The organism is Mycobacterium montefiorense, from assembly GCF_025823255.1.
In the GTDB taxonomy this organism is placed as follows: Bacteria; Actinomycetota; Actinomycetes; order Mycobacteriales; family Mycobacteriaceae; genus Mycobacterium; species Mycobacterium montefiorense.
Window position 1 is genome coordinate 1,014,287 of sequence record NZ_JACKVL010000017.1, and the last position, 23,200, is coordinate 1,037,486.

The following is a 23,200-nucleotide window of genomic DNA, read 5'->3' on the forward strand; positions in this document are numbered from 1 at the left end:
TTCGTTCTCGCCGATCTGAGAGGTCGACCTTTACGCCTTGTTGACGGCAGTTCGCCGGCGTCGATGAACCCGTCAATCGTGTCAGCCGTAGGTGTCGCGCGGGCCTCGGCCGGAGATATGCCGTGGCCCCTTCCGCCAGGAAGGGGCGGCCGGCCCAGTGATTTTCAACGACGTCACCACGCCGTTGCCCACCGAGGCGGCGATCTTGGCCAACAACTGAGCCTGGATCATCCGCAGCTGCGTGGCCCAGGCGGTGGATTCGGCCGCCACGCTGAGCACCCCCTCGTTGAGGGCGGTCGGGGTCGCGTGATCGGCAATCTGGTGGCCGACGACGGCCGTCCAGTGGCCGAGCACGGTGCCTTCCGCGACGCGGCCCGACCAACCACGCTTCTTCGCCAGCTCGCGCGCGACCCTGCCCATCGGTTGCGGATCGCGCACGTCGGGGCCAGGACCCGACCAGCTTCGCCGTTGCCCGCCAACACGGCGCGCAACGGGATTGCTTGCACGCCCACGCCCGGCATCTTTGCCCTGGGCTCGCGCCGCCGCGCGAGCCTCCTCGAGGGTGCGCCGCACCAGGTCGATACCGCTGAGGTCACTCGGTTGTTCGGTGCTTTGGACGGGCTGCTCGTCCTCGGTGCCGGTCATGCTTGCATCACCGAGACTTGTCCGGCCTCATCATCTTGCAAGTCGATGTGCACCCGCCTAGCGTCCCAGCCCGCGGGGATATCTTCCAGCACCGCCGCGGTTACCAACACCTGTTCCGCGGATTCCGCGACCGCCGCCAGGGCCTTGCGGCGGGCGGCGTCCAGTTCGGCGAACACGTCGTCGAGCAACAACACCGGTTCGCTGCCGTCCGCGCGCAGCAACTCATACGCGGCCAGTCGTAGCGCGATCGCAAAAGACCACGATTCCCCATGGCTCGCAAAGCCTTTGGCGGGTTGATCGCCGAGACGCAACTCCAAATCATCGCGATGCGGGCCGACTAGACACACGCCGCGTTCCAATTCGGCATTACGCCGGGCCGCCAACCCGGACAGCAGTGCGGCCTCCAAAAATTCGCGGTCGCTACCCCCGCCGTCACCCCCGCCGTCGACACCCAGGCCGTCGACACTCGTTTTGTAATTGATAGCCGCCGGCCGCGAGGCCGGCGCCAACAATTGGTAGGCCTTTTCCACTTCCGGTGCCAACTGATTCACCAAATCGATACGGGCGGCCATCAATTCGGCGCCGTGCTCCGCCAACCTGCTGTCCCACACGTCGAGGGTTTTCAGCGCGCCGTGATCACCTCGATACCGCGACCCGGCTACCGATTTCAACAATGCCGTGCGCTGCCGCAGCACTTTGTCGTAGTCCGCCCGTAGGGCGGCGAGTACCGGGCGACGCACGGTGGCCAACTCGTCGAGATAGCGGCGCCGGTCCGCCGGATCCCCGCGAACCAAGGCCAGGTCTTCGGGAGCAAAGAGCACCGCGCGCAATACCCCAATCACCTCGCGCGTGCTGCGCACCGGCGAACGGTTCAGCCGAGCCTTGTTCGCCCGTCCCGCGGCAATCTCCAAATCGATCGCGCATTCCCGGCCGTCGTTGACCACGATCGTGGAAACAACCGCGCGGTCGGCACCCGCTCGGATCAACGGCACATCCGTCCCAACCCGATGTGAACCCAAGGTGGTCGAATACCACAGTGCCTCAACCAAATTCGTCTTTCCAAAGCCGTTCGGACCGACGAACACCGTCCGGCCCGGTTCGAGCTCAAGGGCGGCGTGTGCCCAGGACCGGAAATCACGCAGCCCCAAATGCCGGACGTACACCTAACCCGGCAACCGAACTGGCATCAACAGGTAGACGTAATCCGTGGGCAACGCGGAGAACGGCCCGGACCCCGTCGGATGACTATCGGCATCGAACGCCGGGCGCAGCAACGCCGGCTTACCTGGGGTAGTGAAACCGAACGACACCCGATCCGCCTTCACCGAGCTGAGCCCGTCGGTCAGATAAGTCGGGTTGAACGCGATGGTCAACGGCTCGCCGGCGAAGTCGACGGCAAGCTCTTCCTCGGCCCGGCCGACATCGTCGGCACCGGCCGAAAGCCGCAGCACGCCCTCGGCGAATTCCATGCGTACCTGCGCACCCCGGTCCGCCACCAACGCAACCAGCTTGATGGCTTCGGTCAACTCAGCGACGTTGATGGTCGCGACCGCGGTGTGCTCGGCGGGCAATAGCTGGCGGAACTTCGGGAATTCGGCGTCTAGCAGTCGTGTGGTGCTCCGTTTGCCGTTCCCGCTGATACCAAGCAGCCCATCTTTTCCGACTCCGCTGCCAGCGCCCAACGACAACCGGACATCGGCACCGTCCGTGCCGGTCTTGGCGGCCTCGGCCAGCGTCTTGGCCGGCACCAGTACAGCCGCTTCGATGTCGGGCGACAGCGCTGACCACGTCAGCTCACGAACTGCCAGACGGAATCTGTCGGTCGCCGCCAAAACCACCTTCTCGCCCGAGATCTCAACCCGGATGCCGGTCAGCATCGGCAGGGTGTCGTCCCGGCCGGCGGCAATCGCGACCTGGCCGATCGCTTCGGCGAACAAATCCGACGGCAGGCTTCCGGTTTCTTCCGGCAGCGACGGCAGCGTCGGGTAATCCTCGACTGCCATCGTCGGCAGCGAGAACTTCGCGCTTCCGCAGGTTAGCGCGACCCGATTGCCATCGACGTAAAAGTCGACAGGCTTGTCGGGCAACGCCCGGGTGATGTCAGATAACAGCCTTCCTGACACCAAAACGCTTCCCGGAGAAGCTATTTCGGCCGCAACCTGTGCTTCGGCGGAAACCTCGTAATCGAATCCCGAGATGGTCAGGCCTTCGTCCGAGCCGGTCAACAGCACGCCGGAAAGCACAGGCACCGCCGGCCGGCTCGGCAGGTTCTTCGCAACCCACGACACCGCTTCGGCAAAAGATTCCCGGACCAGGCGAAACTTCAGGTCGGTGAGGCCAGCACTTGTCGTCGCCACGTCCATAGCGTCCCTTCACCTGCCCAAAGATCGAATCCGGCAGCTAGCGTTCCAGCCCCGCTAGCGTGACGCCCCGCAACGAACGCCGATGGTCGGCATGCGCCACGACGTCCACAACGGGAGTCGAATCACAACCGTAGAGCTTCCGCGCCCATCTTGAAAGCTAATCGCAAAGGCCGACAAGCCGAGTGGTCGAGAGCACGGTGCGCGCTGTGTAACGAGACGTCCCCAAGCCTGTTCTTCAAAGAAGAAACGACGAAGAGATCTCAGTACCAGTATTAAGGCCTGTGCATTCTGGGGACAAGTGGGTGCCGGTGCAGCTAGCGCAGCGATCGGCTTGTGGATGACAGGCTTGATAACTGTGCAGCCGATGTTGACCCACTGGGGATGGGCTAGCGGCGTGCACTTGAAGGCCGATTGCTTCACTGTTGTTTGGCACGTTTGTACACAACGCTGCGCACATCGCGCGGCTGTGGCTGGAGTGACAAACGTGTGAGAAGTTTTTTGAAAAAAGTTTGACGCGCGGTGGTCCGAATCAGCGCTTGGAGCGCTGACGGATGCGAGTGGTGAGTTCTTTGACGTGATCGAATACCTCACGCCGCTCGGCCATCTCGGACAAAATCTTTCGCTGCGCGTACATGACCGTGGTGTGGTCGCGACCGAACGCCTGGCCGATCTTGGGCAGTGACAGGTCGGTGAGCTCGCGGCACAGATACATCGCGATCTGGCGGGACTGAGCCAGTGCTCGGGTCTTACCCGGCCCGCGTAATTCCTCGACGGTGGTGTCGAAGTATTCGGCGGTGGCGGCCATGATGGTCGCCCCGCTGATTTGCATCGTGCTCGCATCGGCGATCAGGTCGCGCAGCACAATCTCGGCTAGCGACTTGTCGATCGGCGTCTTGTTCAGCGAGGCGAATGCGGTGACCCGGATCAGAGCTCCTTCGAGCTCACGGATGTTGCGCTCGATGCTGCTGGCGATGAGCTCGAGTACGTCGTCGGGAACCGCGAGCCGCTCCATCTGAGCTTTCTTGCGCAGAATCGCGATGCGGGTTTCCAGTTCGGGTGGCTGCACATCGGTGATCAGGCCCCATTCGAACCGTGTTCGCAGCCGGTCTTCCAAGGTGGCGAGTTGTTTTGGCGGCCGGTCTGATGAGATGACGATCTGCTTGTTGGCGTTGTGCAACGTGTTGAAGGTGTGGAAGAACTCTTCCTGGATGCCTTCCTTACCCTCGATGAACTGAATGTCATCGACCAGCAGCACATCGACGTCGCGGTAGCTGCGCTTGAACGCGACCTTGCGATCGTCGCGCAGCGAGTTGATGAAGTCGTTGGTGAATTCCTCGGTCGACACGTATTTGACGCGCATGCCCGGGAACAGCCGCTGCGCGTAATTGCCTGTGGCGTGCAACAAGTGGGTCTTCCCCAGTCCGGACTCGCCCCAGATGAAAAGCGGGTTGTAGGCGCGCGCCGGCGCTTCGGCGATAGCGAGGGCGGCGGCGTGCGCGAACCGATTGGAAGCACCGATGACGAAAGTCTCGAAGGTGTAGCGTCGGTTCAGGCTGGTGCCGCCTGCGGCGGCCACCGCATCGGTGCTGTGCGGGCGCTCGGCGAAGTAGTTGGGCCAACTTTGCTCGATGCCGACGACCTCACCGTTTTCGTCAGTCTCATCGGCGTCAGTTGACGCTGCGACGTCGATGTCGTCGGTGAAGGTATCCCCTTGCGGAAACGGGGTGTCGTCGGCGTCGTCGGACGGCGGCGCGATTCGCACTCCGAGTTGGACTTGTTGTCCGAGCCGTCGGCTCAACGCATCGGTGATCGGGGTGCGCAGGTGACGCTCGATCTCGTTTTGCACAAAGCTACTCGGCACCGACAACAAGGCGAAGCCCTCGACGATGGTGAGTGGCTGCACGAGATTCAGCCATGCTCGTTGTTGCGGAGTCAGCGGAGTAGCAAGAGCCGTGCGATTACCGGTACCACCGTCTTCGTCGGGATCGCCGTTGAGCTCGGAGACGACCGCATTCCACACTGTCGTGAAACCAGAACCGGAGTCATCGGTCAACGACGCATCTCCCTGGTCCGACGTTGAGGTGCAATCACGCTTGCCGACAAAGCAACTGTCCACATAGTTATACACAGGTGTGGACAGGATAGGCGTATGCGGGCCGCAACCTACCGGCGACGGCTCGCGATCTGCGGGCTGGAGACAATCCCGGCTAGGTCGCCTGCACAGCTAGTAGATCCGCCATCATGCTTCGTTGTCGAGCGCCGCTCCAGTCTGAAACGGCATTGCCCGAAGCTAACAGTTTTCCGTGTGGCTGCCAACAGTTCTGTTGCATTCCAATCGGGTTCTTTAGGGTCTGCTGGGGCGTGTCGCGACTTGCCGACGAAGGTGTGCTGGTCGGGGCCGTCGGCAACTAAAGATTTCATGTCGGGTGTTACTTGGTCCGTTGGGGCAGGCTAGGTTTGACCCGGCGAACGCTCGTCAGTACCCTCATACAGTCGCCCGAAAGTCGGCGATACGGCTGCGACCCAGGAATTATGCCCCCGGGGACCGCGCCGGCCAGCAGCAAGACCACTTTTCGACCGAATCACGAAGCATTCGAGCTGAGTCAAACGTGAGCGGCCGGATGGCTGGGAAGGCTTCTAGCGAAACAGAACGAGGAGAACGCCGTGGCCAAGGGGAAGCGGACCTTCCAGCCGAACAACCGGCGCCGAGCCCGAGTGCATGGCTTCCGTCTGCGGATGCGTACCCGCGCCGGACGTGCCATCGTGTCTGGCCGCCGCCGCAAGGGCCGCCGCGCGCTATCTGCCTGATCTGACCGGCAGGCTTGTGGCGGTGCTTCCTGCGCGCAACCGCATGAGGCGGTCACGGGAATTCGACGCGACTGTGAAATATGGGATGCGCACGGCGCAGCCCGACCTCGTCGTGCATGTTCGCCGGGGAAGTAATGGCGAAGTGGGCAATGGGCCTCGGGTCGGGTTGATCGTCGCCAAATCGGTTGGCTCAGCGGTTGACCGGCATAGGGTCTCGCGCCGCCTTCGCAATGCCGTGCGGGGCATGCTCACCGATCTCCATCAATGCGACCAGGTGGTCATCCGGGCGCTGCCGAGTAGCCGGCAGGTGTCGTCGGCATGGTTGGAGCAGGAGCTACGCAAAGGTTTGCGGCGCGCCTTCGAACGAGCCGGAACGGACCGTTGACTTTGACGGCGCCGGCGTGCGTGAGAGTGGGCGGTGCGGGCAGGACCGTTGCGCGCGGACTGGTTTTCCTGATTCAGCTGTACCGCCATATGGTCTCGCCGCTGCGCCCGGCGACGTGTCGCTTCATGCCGACCTGCAGCCAGTACGCCGTCGATGCCCTCACCGAGTACGGGTTGATTCGGGGGAGTTGGCTGGCGGCAGCCAGACTCGTCAAGTGTGGACCATGGCATCGGGGAGGATGGGATCCGATACCGGAGCGCACCTTAGAACACCGGGGTTGCCGGATGGACTTCGAAGACACCAGCGACACCGGGGATGCCCCGGCGCCGCGAGGGGAGAGTGAATCTTTTGTTTGATGTGTTCAGCCTCGACTTCGTCTACTACCCGGTGTCGTGGATCATGTGGCTCTGGTACAAGCTGTTCGCCTCGATGCTGGGGCCGTCCAACTTTTTCGCCTGGGCGCTGTCGGTGATGTTCCTCGTGTTCACGTTGCGCGCGCTGCTCTACAAGCCGTTCGTGCGCCAGATCCGCACCACCCGGCAGATGCAGGAATTGCAGCCACAGATCAAGGCGCTGCAGAAGAAGTACGGCAAGGACCGTCAGCGGATGGCGCTCGAGATGCAAAAGCTGCAACGCGAGCACGGGTTCAATCCGATCCTGGGCTGCCTGCCGATGCTCGCCCAGATCCCGGTCTTCCTCGGGCTCTATCACGTGTTGCGTTCGTTCAACCGCACTACGGGCGGCTTCGGGCAGCTACAGATGTCGGTCTTCCAAAATCGATTGACGGGCAACTACATGTTCAGCCCGACGGACGTCGGGCACTTCCTGGACGCGAATCTGTTTGGCGCGCCAATCGGTGCGTCCATGGCGCAGCGCACCGGTCTGGACGCCTTCATCGACTTCAGCCGCCCGTCGGTCATCCTGGTCGGCGCTCCGGTGATGATCTTGGCGGGCGTCGCGACCTACTTCAACAGTCGTGCATCGGTCGCCCGGCAGAGCGCGGAAGCCGCAGCCAATCCGCAGACCGCGATGATGAACAAACTGGCCTTGTACGTCTTTCCATTGGGAGTGGTCGTCGGCGGCCCTTTCCTGCCGCTGGCGATCATCTTGTACTGGTTCGCGAACAACATCTGGACCTTCGGTCAGCAGCACTACGTCTTCAACATGATTGAGAAAGAGGACGAGGCCAAGAAACAGGAAGTGCTTCAGCGGCGGGCGGCCAATGCGCCGCAGCCGGGAGCCAAGCCGAAGCGCAAGGCAACACCGGCGAGTGACAACGGCTCGTCGACGGCTGGCGATGACATCGAGTCGGTGACGGAAGCGGACGGCGACGGGGGCGAGGACGCCACGCCGGACACGACCGGAGGCTCGAATGGTCCGGGCACCCGCACACCGAGACCGGGTGCTCGACCGAAGAAACGGAAGCGCTGACAAAGGCGCCACAGCTTTACCGGGCCGTCTCCGGAGAGTGACCCGAATGAGACAGGGACGGACCCATGGATGAGGGAGAAGAAATGACGGACGCTGACACCACCGAACGTGACCTGGAAACTCCAGTGGCGGTCGAGGATGAGGCCGAGGAGACGGCGACAACAGAGGCCGGTGCCCCCGAGGGCGAGGACCTCGAGGAGCGGTTGGTCGCCGAAGGAGAGATCGCCGGCGACTATCTGGAAGAGCTACTGGATCTGTTGGACTTCGACGGCGACATCGACCTGGACGTCGAAGGCAATCGGGCGATCGTCAGCATTGACGGCAGCGACGACTTAACCAAGTTGGTTGGCCGCGGCGGTGAGGTGCTCGACGCGCTGCAGGAGCTGACCCGACTGGCGGTGCATCAGAAGACCGGCGTGCGTAGCCGGCTGATGCTGGACGTCGCGAGTTGGCGCCGCCGTCGGCGCGAGGAACTGGCTGCGTTGGGCGACAAGGTGGCGCGGCGCGTGTTGGAGAGTGGCGAGCGCGAAGAGCTCAAGCCGATGACGCCGTTCGAGCGCAAGATCGTCCACGACGCCGTCGCGGCAGTAGACGGAGTGCACAGCGAGAGCGAAGGTGTTGAGCCGTCTCGCCGCGTTGTCGTCCTGCACGACTAGTCGGGGACCGGGTTATATCGGTGTAGTTCATCCCGCCCTGTAGGTCCGAAGACCGGAGGAATGTTTCACGTGAAACATGTCGGCGGCTTGGGCGGGGCGGAAGCATCCGGCACCATGGGCGCCGGGTCGGCGCCCACCGCGGCGGCCCAAATCTTCGGAGCACGGCTTGCGGTCGCGGAGCAGTACGCGGAAACGCTGGCGACGGCTGGAGTGGAGCGCGGACTCCTGGGTCCACGCGAGGTCGACCGCATCTGGGAGCGCCACCTATTAAATAGTGCAGCGGTTGCCGAGGTGCTGGAGCACGGTGAGCGGATCGTCGATATCGGAAGCGGGGCGGGGTTGCCGGGGATACCGCTCGCGATCGCACGGCCCGATCTGGAGGTCGCCCTCCTCGAGCCACTGTTGCGCCGCAGCGAGTTTCTCAAAGAGGTCGTTACGGAACTAGGGTTAACCGTCGAAGTCGTCCGCGGCCGCGCCGAAGAGCCTGAGGTACGCAGACGGTTTGGCGAGAGAGGCGCCGCGGTGTCGCGAGCTGTTGCAGCGTTGGACAAGTTGACGAAGTGGAGCATGCCGTTGCTACGACCGGGCGGACGGATGATTGCGATCAAGGGGGAGCGTGCTCCCGAGGAAGTCGAACAGCACCGGCGTGGGATGGCTGCGTTGGGTGCAGTGAATGTCAGGGTGGTGACATGTGGCGCGAGCTATTTGCGTCCGCCCGCAACCGTGGTGGTAGCGCAGTGCGCAGCACGGTCGCGTCGCGGGTCGGCTCCAAGGGCGGACAGGAGAAAGCGATGAGCTCTCCCCAAGATCGATTCGGTGGCTCGGGTCCCAGCGTGCAGCAGACCAATCCAGTGGCGGCGCCTGTCGCGCCGCCACTGACGCCGGAAGAGTCGGTACCACTCGCGGACGAGTCGCCGAGTGAAACCGCCGCGGATGTTTCACGTGAAACATCGAATGAGTTCGACACCCCGATCGGCGCCGCGGCAGAACGCGCCATGCGGGTGCTGCACACCACGTACCCCCCGCTGCGCAGGCCGCGACACCGGCGGGTTTTTACCGTCGCAAACCAAAAGGGCGGAGTCGGCAAGACGACCACCGCGGTCAACCTCGCTGCGGCACTCGCACTGCAGGGACTCAAGACGCTCGTCATCGATCTCGACCCACAGGGCAATGCGAGCACGGCGCTCGGCATCACTGACCGGCCGGCCGGCACACCCTCGTCGTACGAAGTGCTGCTCGGTGAAGAGACGCTGGATTCCGCGCTGCGCCGCAGCCCGCACAGCGACCGCCTGTTCTGCGTTCCGGCAACCATCGATTTGGCGGGTGCCGAGATCGAGTTGGTCAGTATGGTGGCACGCGAGAATCGATTGCGTACCGCCCTGGCGGAGCTCGAGCGCTTCGACTTCGATTACGTCTTCGTGGATTGCCCACCGTCGCTGGGGCTGCTGACCATCAATGCGCTGGTGGCCGCGCCCGAGGTATTGATCCCGATCCAGTGCGAGTACTACGCATTGGAAGGTGTGTCGCAGCTGATGCGGAACATCGAGATGGTGAAGGCGCATCTCAACCCTCAGCTCGATGTGACGACGGTGGTTCTGACGATGTACGACGGCCGGACCAAGCTTGCCGATCAGGTCGCCGAGGAGGTACGCCGGTACTTCGGCGACAAGGTGTTGCGCACCGTCATCCCGCGCAGCGTCAAAGTGTCGGAAGCGCCCGGCTACAGCATGACCATCATCGATTACGACCCCGGTTCGCGCGGGGCGATGAGCTATCTCGACGCGAGCCGCGAACTCGCGCAGCGTGACTAATCACCATCCGTGAAGGGACGACAATGACGCAGCCGTCACGCAAGAAGGGCGGCCTCGGCCGGGGCCTGGCTTCGCTGATTCCCACCGGCCCCGCCGAGGGTGACTCGGGGCCCGCGACGCTGGGCCCCCGGATGGGGGACGCGGCCGCTGATGTGCTGATCGGTGGGCCCGCGCCCGGAGTCAACGAAATGGGCGCGGTGTATCGCGAGATCGCACCATCCGACATCGAGCCCAACCCGCGCCAGCCGCGCCAGGTCTTCGATGACGAGGCGCTTGCCGAACTGGTGCACTCGATCCGCGAGTTCGGTCTGTTGCAGCCGATCGTGGTGCGAGCGGTCACCCCGGCTCCGGGTGGTGCGCGTTACCAGATCGTGATGGGGGAGCGGCGCTGGCGGGCCGCCCAAGCGGCGCAGCTGGCCACTCTCCCGGCCATCGTGCGAGAGACAACCGACGACAACCTACTGCGCGACGCCTTGCTCGAAAACATCCATCGGGCACAGCTGAACCCCTTGGAAGAAGCGGCGGCATACCAGCAGTTGCTCGACGAGTTCGGGGTCACCCACGACGAACTCGCCTCGCGGATCGGGCGGTCGCGGCCGCTGATCACCAACATGATCCGCTTGCTCAAACTGCCGATCGCCGTGCAGCGCCGAGTGGCGGCGGGGGTGCTGTCCGCCGGCCATGCCCGCGCGTTGCTGTCGCTGGAGTCCGGGCCTGAAGCACAGGAAGAGTTGGCGAGCCGGATCGTCGCCGAGGGGCTGTCGGTGCGCGCTACCGAGGAGGCCGTGACGCTGGCCAACCGCGGCGACACAGCGGCGCCGGCACCGCAACGCCGCAAGCCGATTCAGATGCCGGGCCTGCAAGACGTCGCCGATAGGCTGTCGAACGCCTTCGACACCCGAGTGACGGTCAGCCTGGGCAAGCGTAAGGGGAGGATCGTGGTGGAGTTCGCCTCGGTCGAGGATCTCCAGCGGATTATCGACACTATGACCCCGCCCAAGGCATGACCCGTTACACCGTGTAATTACGTCACTGTGACACACCGCGGGTTTTTGGTCCGCATTTGACCTACGTGGGCGCGGAGATCCGTTGTGCATCAAGACTTTTCGAAATTCGGCACACTTTCGCGCCGCGCTGCGGGGCGGCCGGGCGCACGCCTCGGCGTGGCAGGGCCAACACTGGCCCGAGAACGACAAACTCTCCTATCCTGGAGGGGTTGTTGGCCACGTCAGCCCGGGGCCAGCCGGGCTAGCGGCGACGGGCTGCGATACGCATGGAAGCCAGGAGGCTAGTGTCCGCTCGAATCACGCCCCTGCGGCTCGAAGCCTTCGAGCAGCTTCCCAAACACGCGCGTCGCTGCGTCTTCTGGGAGGTCGATCCCGCGACCCTCGGCGACCAGGACCATCTCGCCGACCCGGAATTCGAAAAAGAGGCGTGGCTCTCCATGGTGATGCTGGAGTGGGGTTCGTGTGGTCAGGTCGCGACCGCGTTGCCCGACGAGCAAAGCCACACCGATCCGCCATGCCTGGGCTACGTCCTGTACGCCCCGCCGGGAGCAGTGCCGCGGGCGCAGCGGTTTCCGACTGCGCCGGTGTCTGCGGACGCGGTGCTGCTGACATCGATGGGTATCGAACTCGGGCATGCCCCCGACGACTTGCCGCACAGCCTGCTGGCCCGGGTGATCGAAGAACTGATGCGCCGCGGAGTCCGCGCGCTGGAAGCCTTCGGCCGCACGCCGGCGGCTTCGGAGGCGTTGGATCCGCAACTGGTCGATCCCGATGTGCGCCCGGTGCTGGAATCCCTCGGGGATTGCTCGGTGGAGCGCTGCATCATCGACGCGGAATTCTTGAAAGATGTGGGATTCGTTGTGGTGGCGCCGCATTCGTACTTCCCGCGACTACGCCTCGAGCTGGACAAGGGGCTGGGGTGGAAGGCGGAAGTGGAGGCGGCCTTGGAGCGCCTGCTGGCGAACGCTCAGCTGCAGCAGCCAGTCGGGGCTGGATCGGCGTCGGGAAATGTGTTGCAGAACAAGCAGAACGGTTAAGCGCCGCCGAGTCGGGTGGTCCGCTCCACCGACAGTTCGTGAGCACGCAGTTCGGCGAACGTGAACGTTCCGGTGGGCCGGTCATTCTTGCCGAGCAGGTAGAGCCGCTTGACCGCGGCGAGGATACCTTCGGCGATGGCATCGCGCGCTTGTGTGGCGAGCAGCATGTCCCGATCACCCGCGTTGGTGATGTAGCCGACGTCGACCTGGACGGTGGGCATCCGCGTCAAGCGCAGCAGGTCCCAAGTACGGCCATGCGTCCGGCAATCCCGTAATCCGGTGCGGGCCACCACTTCCCGCTGAATGAAGTCGGCGAGATTACGGCCGATCGTCGAGACCGAACCGTGCGAGTTGCCGAAGTGGAACGAGGCCACGCCGTTGGCTGAAGGGCTGACCTGAGCTTCGCAGCGCAGGCTGATCATCAGGTCCGCGCCCACGTTGTTAGCTGTCGCGGCACGCTCGGCGTCCGAGGGGCTGCGGTTGGTTGGCCGGGACAGGAACGTCTCCATGCCGATCGCGGTCATCCGGCCCTCGAGGCGACTGGCCAAGTCCCACAAGATATCTGCTTCGCTGACCGGGCCGGCCGGGCTCGGTGCTATCAGGCCGCGGTCGTCGCCGCCGCGGCCTGGATCGATGATGATCCGCTTGCCCGAGAGCCGGGGGCCAGATCGACGGACGAGTTCTTCTTCGCGGATTGCGTGCGGCGAGCCACCGCTGACCCGCGAACTTAGAAAGTACAAAGAGCGTAAGGTTTCCGGGCCACAGATCCCGTCGGCGGACATCCCGTACTCGCGCTGGTACGACATCAACGCGTTGTGCGTCTGCAAGCCGAAATGTCCGTCGACCAATCCCGTGTAGAAACCGAGGTCCTGGAGCCGGGCCTGCAATGTCGCAACATCGTCGCCGTAAAGAGGTGCGCCGAATTGGTGGTACAGCGTGCGTGCGCCGAGGCGATAGGACGCTTCTTTGAGCGCGCGGTAGGTGGCCTCGCCGACGATGCCGTCGACCAGTAGGCCACGATGCTGCTGGAAGGCACGTACCGCCTGGTCGAGCTGGGCATCGAAAACCTCAAGGGCCACATGCCGGCCCGTGGTCAAGTCTTCTTCGGCGTTGTCGAGAAGCCCTAGTGCAGCCAGCGAGGCCCGGATCTCGGTCACAGCTGCGCTGCGGTCACCACAGCGCAGCACGTCGCCGTATTCGCGGCGCGGACTCGACATACCAAGGGCCCTCCGGGACAACTGACAGGCTCACAAACGCACTACAGCTAACCGGTATTGTCGCAGATCCTTCTCAATTTCGGGAAAACGCCAGGCTAAACGGCGAGGCATTGCCGCAAAGCGCCGGATGCCGTCAGGTGAGGTTGGGAACCGCGTCGGAAAGCTCACGCAGCAGCGCGGCCTTACCCTTTGCGCCGACGATCCGCTTCACCGGCTGGCCGTCCTTGAACAGGATCATCGTGGGGATCGACACCACCTGGAAGTCGCGCGCCGTCTCAGGATTTGCGTCCACGTCAAGCTTGGCGACGGTCAGTTGTTCCGAACGCTCGGCCGCGATCTCCTCGAGAACGGGCGCGACCATCTTGCATGGTCCGCACCACGTCGCCCAGAAGTCAACCAGCACAGGCTTATCGCTGGACAACACATCTGCGAAGAAGGAAGCATCAGAGACTTCCTTTGTGGCCCCGGCTTTTTCGGCATCGCTCATCGTGGTGCTCCAATCAAATCAATATCGTCCGCATTTCCAGTCGCCGGCTTTGTGCCGGCGACTTCCGAATCTTCCTGGTCGGCCAGCCATCGCTCGGCGTCAATGGCTGCGGCACAGCCACTGCCCGCGGCGGTGACCGCTTGGCGGTAGGTGTGGTCGACCAGATCGCCGGCCGCGAAGACACCCTCCAGCGCGGTACTTGTGGTGCGGCCCTTGACAAGTACGTACCCGTCCGCGTCCACATCGATGGCATCGCGCACCAGAGCCGACCGCGGTTCGTGACCGATCGCCACGAACACCCCCGTCACCGGCAACGTGGTTTCTTCGCCAGTTACGTTGTCCCGCAACCGTAATCCGGTCACAGTCGACTCGCCGTCTACCGCGACCACGGTTTGGTTGGTCATGAATTTGATCTTGTCGTTGGTCCGGGCCCGGTTCAGCATGATCTTCGACGCGCGGAACTCGTCGCGGCGGTGCACGAGCGTCACGCTACGGGCAAATCGGGTCAGGAACGTCGCCTCTTCCATCGCCGAGTCACCGCCGCCGATTACGGCGATGTCCTGGTCGCGGAAGAAGAACCCGTCGCAGGTGGCACACGCGCTCACCCCGCGGCCCAGCAACTCCTGCTCTCCGGGCACCTGCAGGTAACGTGCCGCGGCACCCATCGCCAAGATCACGGCCCGAGCTTTGAAGGTCTCTCCTTCGGCCGTGACGACCGACTTGATCGGGCCGTCCAGCGAAACCGACTCGACGTCTTCCATCCGCAGGTCCGCCCCGAAGCGCAACGCCTGCTCGCGCATCTGGTCCATCAGCTCCGGGCCGGTGATGCCGTCGCGAAAGCCGGGGTAGTTCTCCACCTCGGTCGTGGTCATCAGCGCACCACCGAAGGAGGTCCCTTCGAAGACCAGCGGTGCCAGCTGAGCGCGCGCCGCGTAGAGGGCTGCCGTGTACCCAGCCGGACCGGAACCGATGACGATGACGTCGTGGACTGTGTCATGAGCGGAGTCGGTCATACGAGCCTTTCAGATACAGATTTCTTCAATCGTGTCGAACGCCAGCGTAGGCGTGGGTGTTCCCGGTGGTGTCGCGCAACACGTGGCACCACCTTAAGGCCGGGGGACTTGAGTGCTGGCTAACAGGCCGGTGTCGGCGGCACTGCAGTTCAGCGCCACCGCAAAGACCGCCAGGTCGGCTGCAGTGTCGGCGGGAAGCACCAGCAGCACGCCGGGTCGGGCGTTGATCTCGATCGGCCGCGCGCCGAGTACCTGCGTGGACGCGGGATAGCCGAGACCGCCGAGGCAGGACGCGCGCCGGGCCGGTTCACCGAGCGGGCCGTAATCGGGAGGGCGGTGCAGCAGGCCGACGATCTCGGCCGCGGACAGCGGGATCGCCATGGGCGGTGTCGACACCGTGATGTGTTCGGCGGTGGTCGGTGTGCTCGGCGTGGGTGTGGGGGCGTTGAGCAGTGCGGCCGTGCCGAAACCGATCGCGGCGAGCACCGCGGCGACCCCGGCCGCACCGGCGACAACCCGGGCCGGGCGGATGCGCGGGCGCGCGGAGTGGGCGGGCACGCTCGGCGAGCCGGCCGGACCCGCCGACCGCAGCGCCGCGGCGATCCGGGTGGTCACCTCGGCCGGCGGTTCGGGTGCCGATTCCGGATCCGCACCGGCGGCTGCGACATCGCGGCGCACCTGGTTCAAAGCGTGCAGGGCCCCTGCGGCGTCCGGGTCTTCGCGAACTTGCCGGCGCAGCCGGGCGGCGGCGTCGTCGTCCAGCAGACCGGCCTGAAGGTCGGCGAGCGCTTCGACCGTCGGCGCAGCGTCTGCTCCCGCATTCCGATCATCCGGATCGTGATCCGAGGGTTGGTTTTCCGCTTCGCCCATCCGCCCCAGTGTCCGTCATGCCCCCACCGAAGGTGACCCCCGGCCCGCTCGAGCGGCGTTAACGCTGACCGGCGGGGTGGTCCGGTGTGGTGTGGGCGCCGGCATCCAGATAGCCGAGGAGCTGGGCAAGCCGCACGCGGGCGCGGGCGCATCGGCTCTTGACCGTGCCCTCGGCGATGCCCAACAGCAAGGCGGTGTCGGCGATCGAATAGCCCTGCATGTCGACCGCGACAATCGTGGCGCGCTGCTCAATGGGCAGCCGCATCAGTGCATGCTGCACCAACATGGCGGTCTCAACCTGAGCCGTGCGATCGGCCACCGGGTAGACGTCCTCGAGCGGCTCGGTCCGGTGGGATTTGGTGCGGCGCAGCCGATCCAGGCAGGCGTTGACCACGATCCGGTGCAACCAGCTGCCGACCGCGGCGTCGTACCGAAACGTGCCGGCACCCCGGTGCGCCGACAGCATCGCGTCCTGCAGCGCGTCTTCGGCGTCCTCGGGACTGCGGGTGGTCAGCCGGGCCAGGCGGTGCAACTGGCGTCGATGGCGTACGAACAACTCGCCGAAGGCGTGACGGTCACCGGCGACGTGTGCGGCCAGCAGCTCGGCGTCACTGCGTTCCTGCTGGATGTACCCGCCGATGCCCACGGCCGGACACTAACCAATGGGATGCCGTGCGGCACTTCACTCGAAGGCCCGGTTGTGAGTCTCAGGATGCGGCTCGGACGGTGATCTCCGACAAACCGGCCTGGCTCTTGCCATTGGTTGTCCCCAATGTGGAGATCCATACCAACAGGTTCGACGTCGGTGATCCGGCCTTGACCGGGATGACGTTATGGCCGGGCTTGAGCGTGAACGCCGGAGCCAGCACGGTGGTGTCGTCCAGCTTCGCGGGTGACGCCGTGGACGCAGCGCGAATCTCGATCTTGGTGCCGGTGCTTGGTGTGTCGATAGTGACCTGGCCGACCACCGTGGGCTTCGGCAGTTGCAGTATCAGGCCTTCGCCCACCTTGAAACTGGGGAACGGGACGGCATCGGTATAGACCTCGGTCGCCCAGGCGGTTGTGGGGTCGCCGTCAATGGCTTGCCCGGCCGTGCTCGCGTTGTCGGGATCCCCGTCAGGGGAGAAGACCGTGGCCCGAGTGGGTTTGACGACACTGCCCGCCGGCGCGGGATTCGCCGACGACGAAGACGAACTCGACGAACCGGGGCCGTTGAGTCCGAGCTCGTCCTTGTTCAGGCCGCCACCGACGTTGCCGAAGATCCTGCTCACGATCGAGGCCAGCACCAGCAACGCGACCACAATGATCGCGAGTGCCGCGGCGCCGCCGATCATCAGGTTGCGGCGCCGGCGCGCCAACGTCAAGTGCTCATCGCCGGTTACGCGTGGGGCCGCAGGCGGTGGCGAGTCATCGATCGGGCCTAGCACCTCGGTGCGGTCGGCCACTGCGGTAGCCTGCTGCAAGAGATTCAAAAGTGTTGACGCACTGCGTATTCCGCCGTCGTCCTGCACCGCCCGCACGGCAACCGCGGAGATCTGGAAGGGGATGTCGCGATCGATGGCGTTGGGTTCGACGGGAAGGCCGGAGCCATCCCGGTCGGCTGGAGCTAGCCCGCTGCGCACCCCGAACTCCGGCAGCGGCCACCGGTTGACCAACAAGGCATACAGCGAGGCGCCGATGCCGCGGATGTCGTCCTCCGGGTTGGCGTCGGGCATCGTCGCCGGGTAGGCGAGCACGACGTCGCCCTCGATGCTCACCCGAACCCGGCTCGGGTGATCGATCGACAGCGCGACTCCGGTGCGGTGGGCGGTGTCGGCGGCGGCGGCCAGCGCCTGCATGGCTCGCACGGCACCGACGGGTGAGGGGGCGGTATCGGCGACCTCCTGCAGCGAGCCGCCGCGAATCCATTCCGCGACGACCAGGCCGCCACGATCGGAGTGGACCACGTCGAGCACGCGCGCGATGCCGGGCCTGTCGATCCGGCTGAGCCGCAGCGTGCGGGACAGGATCTCCTGCAGCACGGCCTCCGGCAGTGCCCCGTCCGGGTCGACGAAGGTCAGCGACACCTGCCGGTCCAGCGCGGTGTCGAGTGCCTGCCAGAATTGCAGGGGCGGCGCACCGCCGTGGAAGACCAGCAGCCGATACCGGCCACCCGCGATACGGGCGCCAGGCACCAGGTGCCCGGCGTCGCCTGCCGCCTCCGCGTCACGCTCGTGGGGACCGCCGTTGCGCTGCTCCGGTGGGAGTGGCCCCGACGATTCGGGCGTCCGTTCGGCCGAAATGTCAGGCTGAAAGTCGCTGGCGGGCGGCCGCGGCAAGTCGCCGCCTGATCCCAAACCAGACCCAGGGCCGGACGCGGCGCTCTCCAAGGGGCGGTCGGTCACCTCCGGTCCTTTCGTTAGCCGGGTGTCGCCTGCTCGATCCGGAGGCCTGCGCCGGATCGGATCCTGGACCGCATTAACCCCCGGCGGGGACGAATTTCTCTGCTCAGGGTACGTGACAGGGCCCCGGTGAGACGATCCCTGTGAGATAGCCGCCGGGCGGGATCCCGGCGCCACGGTCGGGCTGACAGCGCCCCGGCCGAGGCGGCGCCGCACGGCCGCAGCCGCCGCCACCGCCTCGGGCACCTGTGCACGGACCATGACCGTCACGATGATCGGCGCCATGATCGCGCCCAGCACCAACAGTCGCAGCAGCGAACCCGCGGCGCCGCCGTGCGCGGTCAGCGCGGCCAGCCCCAGAAGCCGGTCGACCACGTGGGCGATCAGGCCGGCGAGCATCGACGCGACGACCGTCACCAGGACCGTTCGTATCTCCGCGAGCCCAACCAGATGGCCGCCGCGCGGCAGCAAGACGCGGCGCAGCAGGTAGTAGCCGACGATCGCGCCGATCAGGAATCCGAGCCCATTGGCCAGGCCGAGGTACCCGGCCACCAGTTGGGGGTCGTGGGTGATGTGCGGCGCTAGCACCGAGCCGGCGATTTTGACGGCGGTGATGACGAGGATGATCACGATCGGCGTCCACGGCTGCTCCCGCGCGTAGAACACGCGCAGCTGCAAGAGCACCAGCCCGTAGGGGATCAGCGTGAACGCCGACAACGCGATCGCGGCGCCCAGGTACCCGGCGTCGACCCCGCCGAAGTGGCCGTAGGCGAACAACGCGCTACCGATCGCCGGCCCGCCAACGGTCATGAACGCCACGATCGGAATCAGCGTGACCAACGTCAGCCGGGTGGCCAGCGACAGGTCGGCGAGCACGGCCCGGGTGTCGTCGGCGGCCGCGTTACGGCTCAGCCGCGGCATTACCACGGTCAACACCGTTACGCCGATCATGCCGAACGGCAGCATCAGCACCAGCCAGGTGTAGTTGTAAATCGCGGGGCCGGAAGCCGCTGCGGTACTGGCGATTTGGTTTCCCACCACCAGGCCCAGCTGGCTGATCAGCACATAGAGCACCATCGCGACGGCCATCGCGCCGAACCGCTTGAGTCGCGCGTCGATTCCCCACAGCGGTCGCAGGCTGATGCGCTCGCGGCGCAGGGCGATCAGCAGTATCGCGGTCTGCGCGTAGACGCCCAACGTGGTGCCGATGGCGAGCACCAGTAGCTTGGCGTTGCCCATCCGGACGGGATCGACCGACAGTTCACCGGGGACGGCCAGATAGACGCCCAGTGTCACCAGCGCGACGACGTTGTTGACGACCGGAGCCCACGCCGTCGGGCCGAATACGTTGCGGGTATTCAGGATTGCCATGAACACCGACGTCAGACCGTAGGCGAGCACCTGCGGCAGCAGTAGGTAGGCGAACGCAGTGGTCAGCGGTTCGTTAACCTGCGGGCTGCGACCCAGCATCAACCGAACCAGCAGCGGCGCGGCCACCACCGAGACCACGGTGGCGAATGCCAGCAGCGCGGTGGTCACCGTGACCAGGCGCCGGACGAACGCGGCACCGCCGTCGGGGTCGCTCTGCTCGGCGCGGGCCAGCACCGGCACGAAGATCGCGGTGAAGGTCGCCTCCAGCACCAGCGCGGCAACCAGGTTCGGCAGCTGATTGGCCACCGAGAAAGCGCTGGACAGCGCCGCACCGAGGATCGCGGCCAGCACCACGATCCGGGCGAAGCCGGTGATCCGGCTGACCAGTGTCGCGAACGCCATCGCCCACGACCGCGATACCAGCGCAGCATCGGACAGTTCCACCCGCCGGGTGGACAGGTCCGGCACCGGCGGCAGCGGTCCCGTCGGCAGCGGAATCCGGCCCGGCGGCGGGTGCTGGTGGTGAGACCGCCGGTAGGCGGGTTTCATACCCGGTGCTCTTCGTCGACGCGATCGCCGACATCGCGCCCCGCGTCGGCGGGATGGTGGTGCGGCGGGTCGGGGCGGTCCAGGTCGGCGCGGTCGGGCTGGCCGCGGAACCGGTGCCAAAGCCGGCGCCCGGCGAGCAGCACCAGCACCGCCGCCGCGGTCAGGGTGATCGCGAACAGCACCTTGCCGTAGGCGTTGGAGTGCACCGACATGCGCACCGGTTCGCCCAATCGGGTGCCGTCCGGGGTCCGCAGCGTGACGTCGATGGCGACCCGTTGGGTGAAGTTCACTTCGATCGGTACCCGCAGCGGCAGGTAGCCGGGGGGCAGTTCGATCTGCCCGACATCGGTCACCGTCATTCCCGGTGGGGCGTCGACCTGCACGCGGACCTTGATCGGCACGGCCAGGCCGTTGTGCAGGGCCAACGGCAGTGGACTGTGTTCAGTGGCCAGCGTGTAGGAGCCGCCGGGGTTGACGATCGTCACCGCGCCGAACAAATCGTTGATCGTGTTGCCGACGACTTCGAGCCGCTGGTGGGCCAGCCCGTTGCGGGTGTCGGGCGGATCCGATTGGCTCAACGCGCGCAGCATGTCCTCGCGCAGCGGCGCGGTGTACTGAACGCCGGTCAGCCCCGTGCGTTCGTCGGTGCTCAACGCCGAGGTCAGCTTCCACAGCCGGCCCACTTGGCCGTTGATGTTGGCGGTGACGTTCTCGCTGAAGCGGCCTCGCTCCGGTACGGAGCCAGCCAGCGGCGCCGGCGGCTCGGTGCTGGCCGAGGCCTCGGCGATTACTGCCGCGAGCGGCCGGGGCACCCCGAGCCCGGAGCGGATGGTGGTGGCCAGCGCGGTCAGGATGACCTGCGCGTCATCGGCCTGCAGATTCCACGTCGCCGGCGGGACCAGGATTTGCGTGCGCGGCGGAGCGTCTCGATCCAGCGCGTGCCAGAACATCGAGCCCAGGGCGTCCTGACGCCGCGCGGTGTTCGAGTCGTGCGCGAGCCGAACCGTCAGCGAGGGGTCCAGATAGGTGGGAACGCTCGGGCTGTTGCCCGCCCCGGTCAGTGCGGCCCCGACGGCCGGATCGAAGGGTGCGAGCACGACTTGCGGGGACAACCGCCGGGGGGCGGTGTCGACGCCCGGCCCGGACGACGGCTGCGAGTCCGGCGCGACCAGATCGCCCGCGGCGACAGCGACTGTGCTGTTGTTCGCGTTGAGCAGGTCGACAGTACCGCCGGTCAGCGGGCCGTCGGGCAGCAGCGTGGCGCCGCGGGTGGACTGGACATCCAGGATGTGGTCGACGATGTCGCCGACGCTGGTGGTGGCGATCGCGCTGAGCCCCGGATCGTTGACGCGTTGCAAAGCGTCCAGATCGGCCTGCGCGTAGGGCAGCGGTGCGACACAGGTGCGCCTGCCCAGCGCGCGTAACCGGTTCAGCCAGCCGGTCGCGGCGGCCTGCCCGGTGCCCGGATGGGTCGGGGTGCCGGGCTGCTGCGCGGGACCGTCGGGGGAGTTGGACACCACGTAGCCGGCCGTCATCGCGTTGACGGTGACCAGCAGGTCCGGGTCAATGGCCAAGCACAGTGCCCGGCCGACCGCGCCGTCGGGATCGACGTCATGGCTGGTCGCGACCTCGGCCGCGGACAGCAGAATGTCCAGTCGGCCGCCGGTGGCCAACGACGTGGCCAAGTCGTCATCGACCAGCCGGACGCCGATGGTGCCACCCGGTTGGCCCGGTGCCAATCGCGGCCGGTCGGCCAGCGGCCACAGCATGGTGACCCACACCGGTTTCGAGATGTCGGGCGCGACCGCGGATTCCAGGGAATCGGCACGGTCGGGCGGCATCCCCAGCACCGGCAGCAGGAACCGCGCATTATCGAGCCGCGCGGGGGCGCCGTAGTCGGGTGTTCCGTTGACATTGACCAGGATGGGGTAAATCCCGGGCTCGTCGAAGTCCAACGACGGCTTGGCCAACGATCGCAGCGGCGCGGACAGGGTGAAGCCGACCTCTTGGCCGCGCTGCAGCTCGGGTGCCACCGTGAGGAAATCAGCGGCCGGCTGGTACTGGTCGGTGGCGCCGTCCAACGAGGTGAGCAGGGCGGCCGACGCGTTGACGGCGGCGGCGTGTTCGAGCCGGACCATCACGTCGCGGACGGGGCGGTCACCGATGTTGGCCACCGTTCCGCTGACTGTGACGACCGGTGGGCTCGTCGTGGTGACGACGTCCGGCGTCACCTGGTCGATGCGGACGCGGACAAACGGCGTCGCTCCGGGCTCGTCGGCCGCTGCGCGGGGCATGCCGACGGGTCCGGTGAGCACCACCGCAAAGCCGGCCACGATGCCGACCACAGCGGCAAGGCGCAACAAGCCGGCCCAGCAGAGTCGCGGTGCGGTCACGGTCCTGGCCCGTGACCGTTCTTACGACTGGGGGGTTTGTCGGAATGCCGGGTTCTGGAATGGGTCTGCGGGTTTCGCCGCGGCGCACTGGGCGGCAGTGGCGGCAGCGAAGCAGGACCGTCGCTCTGCAGCTTTCCGATCAGTTCGTTGGCGACCTCGGCCAGCCGTCTTTCGTCGGCGTAAGCAAGCCGGGAAGGCAGCTCCTGCATCGGCACCCACGCCACCTCGGCGACTTCGAGGTCTTCGTCGGAGAGCTCGCCCCCGGAGAAGCGCATCAAATAGTGGTGCACGGTCTTGTGTACCCGGCGGCCGTCGGTGACGAACCAGTAGTCGATGCGCCCCAGCGCAGCCAGCACGCTGCCGCGGATTCCGGTCTCCTCGGCAACCTCGCGAATGGCGGTCTGCTCGGCCGTCTCACCGAGTTCGATGTGGCCTTTGGGTAGCGACCACAGCATCCGTCCACGCCGATCGATCCGCCCGATCAGGGCGGCGACCTGGGCGTCGAGCGGCCCGTCGATACCGTCGATGACCAGCCCACCCGCGGAAGTCTCGTGCACGGTGCGCAGCCGCTCCGGCACCCGGCGGGGTACCCGCGGTCGGCGCCTGTTGGCCGCCCCGGAGTCGGCCGTCACTTTGGCATCGGCATCGTTCGCGGACGCACCGACGCTGCCACGACCCCGACGGCGCCCCCGGCGTCGACGTGGTTTGGCTTGCTCGCCATCCGACACCCAAGCGATAGTAGCTGGGACGAGCTGGCCTTCCGGACATACTCGCCG

General features: G+C 66.0%; 21 protein-coding genes. 9 read left to right on the forward strand and 12 right to left on the reverse strand.

All coding sequences use genetic code 11. From position 1 onward, the window contains the following. Nucleotides 1–81: 81 nt before the first annotated feature. The 4 genes from H7K34_RS24745 to dnaA form a co-directional block, all read right to left on the reverse strand. Entirely contained in the window at nucleotides 82–645 is a 564-nt protein-coding gene (locus tag H7K34_RS24745; protein ID WP_264064613.1) for a DUF721 family protein, read from the reverse strand. Continuing rightward, a complete protein-coding gene (gene recF / locus H7K34_RS24750; protein ID WP_264064614.1) occupies nucleotides 642–1,808 on the reverse strand; it encodes a DNA replication/repair protein RecF in 1,167 nt (388 codons plus the stop codon). Before recF ends, H7K34_RS24745 begins: the two co-directional genes overlap by 4 nt. Continuing rightward, complete coding sequence (gene dnaN / locus H7K34_RS24755) at nucleotides 1,809–3,008, reverse strand: DNA polymerase III subunit beta (RefSeq protein ID WP_264064615.1); 1,200 nt, start codon at nucleotides 3,006–3,008, stop codon at nucleotides 1,809–1,811. 529 nt (nucleotides 3,009–3,537) lie between these two features. Further along, complete coding sequence (gene dnaA, locus H7K34_RS24760) at nucleotides 3,538–5,061, reverse strand: chromosomal replication initiator protein DnaA (protein ID WP_264064616.1); 1,524 nt, start codon at nucleotides 5,059–5,061, stop codon at nucleotides 3,538–3,540. Nucleotides 5,062–5,672: 611 nt separating this feature from the next. Between dnaA and rpmH the strand changes: the two genes are divergently transcribed. From rpmH to H7K34_RS24805, 9 genes are all read left to right on the forward strand, one after another. Next, complete coding sequence (rpmH, locus tag H7K34_RS24765; RefSeq protein ID WP_003874369.1) at nucleotides 5,673–5,816, forward strand: 50S ribosomal protein L34; 144 nt, start codon at nucleotides 5,673–5,675, stop codon at nucleotides 5,814–5,816. A 22-nt stretch (nucleotides 5,817–5,838) separates the two neighbouring features. Continuing rightward, nucleotides 5,839–6,201 (forward strand): ribonuclease P protein component, encoded by a 363-nt coding sequence (gene rnpA, locus H7K34_RS24770; protein WP_264064617.1) that lies wholly within the window; start codon nucleotides 5,839–5,841, stop codon nucleotides 6,199–6,201. A 2-nt stretch (nucleotides 6,202–6,203) separates the two neighbouring features. Then, the gene (gene yidD / locus H7K34_RS24775; RefSeq protein ID WP_372510873.1) at nucleotides 6,204–6,557 is read left to right on the forward strand and encodes a membrane protein insertion efficiency factor YidD; all 354 of its coding nucleotides are present in this window, start codon (nucleotides 6,204–6,206) and stop codon (nucleotides 6,555–6,557) included. Beyond that, complete coding sequence (yidC, locus tag H7K34_RS24780) at nucleotides 6,541–7,632, forward strand: membrane protein insertase YidC (RefSeq protein WP_264064865.1); 1,092 nt, start codon at nucleotides 6,541–6,543, stop codon at nucleotides 7,630–7,632. The genes yidD and yidC overlap by 17 nt, the downstream gene beginning before the upstream one ends. Before the next feature lie 83 nt (nucleotides 7,633–7,715). Further along, the gene (locus H7K34_RS24785; protein WP_108926529.1) at nucleotides 7,716–8,288 is read left to right on the forward strand and encodes a Jag family protein; all 573 of its coding nucleotides are present in this window, start codon (nucleotides 7,716–7,718) and stop codon (nucleotides 8,286–8,288) included. A 60-nt stretch (nucleotides 8,289–8,348) separates the two neighbouring features. Beyond that, complete coding sequence (gene rsmG, locus H7K34_RS24790) at nucleotides 8,349–9,083, forward strand: 16S rRNA (guanine(527)-N(7))-methyltransferase RsmG (RefSeq protein WP_372510855.1); 735 nt, start codon at nucleotides 8,349–8,351, stop codon at nucleotides 9,081–9,083. After that, on the forward strand, nucleotides 9,080–10,099 hold the full coding sequence (locus H7K34_RS24795; protein ID WP_372510856.1) for a ParA family protein: 1,020 nt from the start codon (nucleotides 9,080–9,082) through the stop codon (nucleotides 10,097–10,099). The genes rsmG and H7K34_RS24795 overlap by 4 nt, the downstream gene beginning before the upstream one ends. 23 nt (nucleotides 10,100–10,122) lie before the next feature. Beyond that, nucleotides 10,123–11,106: a ParB/RepB/Spo0J family partition protein gene (locus H7K34_RS24800; protein ID WP_108926486.1), complete on the forward strand. Its 984-nt coding sequence runs from the start codon at nucleotides 10,123–10,125 to the stop codon at nucleotides 11,104–11,106. 284 nt (nucleotides 11,107–11,390) lie between these two features. Further along, entirely contained in the window at nucleotides 11,391–12,143 is a 753-nt protein-coding gene (locus H7K34_RS24805; RefSeq protein ID WP_108926487.1) for an acetyltransferase, read from the forward strand. On the opposite strand, the gene H7K34_RS24810 is transcribed toward H7K34_RS24805, so the two are convergent. From H7K34_RS24810 to H7K34_RS24845, 8 genes are all read right to left on the reverse strand, one after another. Then, nucleotides 12,140–13,360, reverse strand: a complete 1,221-nt coding sequence (locus H7K34_RS24810) for an N-acetylmuramoyl-L-alanine amidase (RefSeq protein ID WP_264064619.1) — start codon at nucleotides 13,358–13,360, stop codon at nucleotides 12,140–12,142. The two genes, H7K34_RS24805 and H7K34_RS24810, sit on opposite strands and share 4 nt — an antisense overlap. Before the next feature lie 133 nt (nucleotides 13,361–13,493). After that, nucleotides 13,494–13,847, reverse strand: coding sequence for a thioredoxin (gene trxA, locus H7K34_RS24815; RefSeq protein WP_264064620.1), 354 nt, complete (start codon nucleotides 13,845–13,847; stop codon nucleotides 13,494–13,496). Beyond that, nucleotides 13,844–14,860, reverse strand: a complete 1,017-nt coding sequence (gene trxB / locus H7K34_RS24820; protein ID WP_264064621.1) for a thioredoxin-disulfide reductase — start codon at nucleotides 14,858–14,860, stop codon at nucleotides 13,844–13,846. Before trxB ends, trxA begins: the two co-directional genes overlap by 4 nt. A gap of 93 nt (nucleotides 14,861–14,953) precedes the next feature. Further along, nucleotides 14,954–15,730, reverse strand: a complete 777-nt coding sequence (locus H7K34_RS24825) for a hypothetical protein (protein ID WP_264064622.1) — start codon at nucleotides 15,728–15,730, stop codon at nucleotides 14,954–14,956. 58 nt (nucleotides 15,731–15,788) lie between these two features. Then, nucleotides 15,789–16,376 (reverse strand): RNA polymerase sigma factor SigM, encoded by a 588-nt coding sequence (gene sigM / locus H7K34_RS24830; protein WP_264064623.1) that lies wholly within the window; start codon nucleotides 16,374–16,376, stop codon nucleotides 15,789–15,791. Between the two features lie 61 nt (nucleotides 16,377–16,437). Beyond that, nucleotides 16,438–20,031 (reverse strand): murein biosynthesis integral membrane protein MurJ, encoded by a 3,594-nt coding sequence (locus H7K34_RS24835; RefSeq protein WP_264064624.1) that lies wholly within the window; start codon nucleotides 20,029–20,031, stop codon nucleotides 16,438–16,440. Beyond that, nucleotides 20,028–22,424 carry a DUF6049 family protein gene (locus tag H7K34_RS24840; RefSeq protein WP_264064625.1) on the reverse strand — a complete coding sequence of 799 codons (2,397 nt, stop codon included), beginning with the start codon at nucleotides 22,422–22,424 and terminating at the stop codon, nucleotides 20,028–20,030. The genes H7K34_RS24835 and H7K34_RS24840 overlap by 4 nt, the downstream gene beginning before the upstream one ends. Next, a complete protein-coding gene (locus H7K34_RS24845) occupies nucleotides 22,421–23,152 on the reverse strand; it encodes an NUDIX hydrolase (RefSeq protein ID WP_264064626.1) in 732 nt (243 codons plus the stop codon). Before H7K34_RS24845 ends, H7K34_RS24840 begins: the two co-directional genes overlap by 4 nt. Nucleotides 23,153–23,200: the final 48 nt, after the last annotated feature.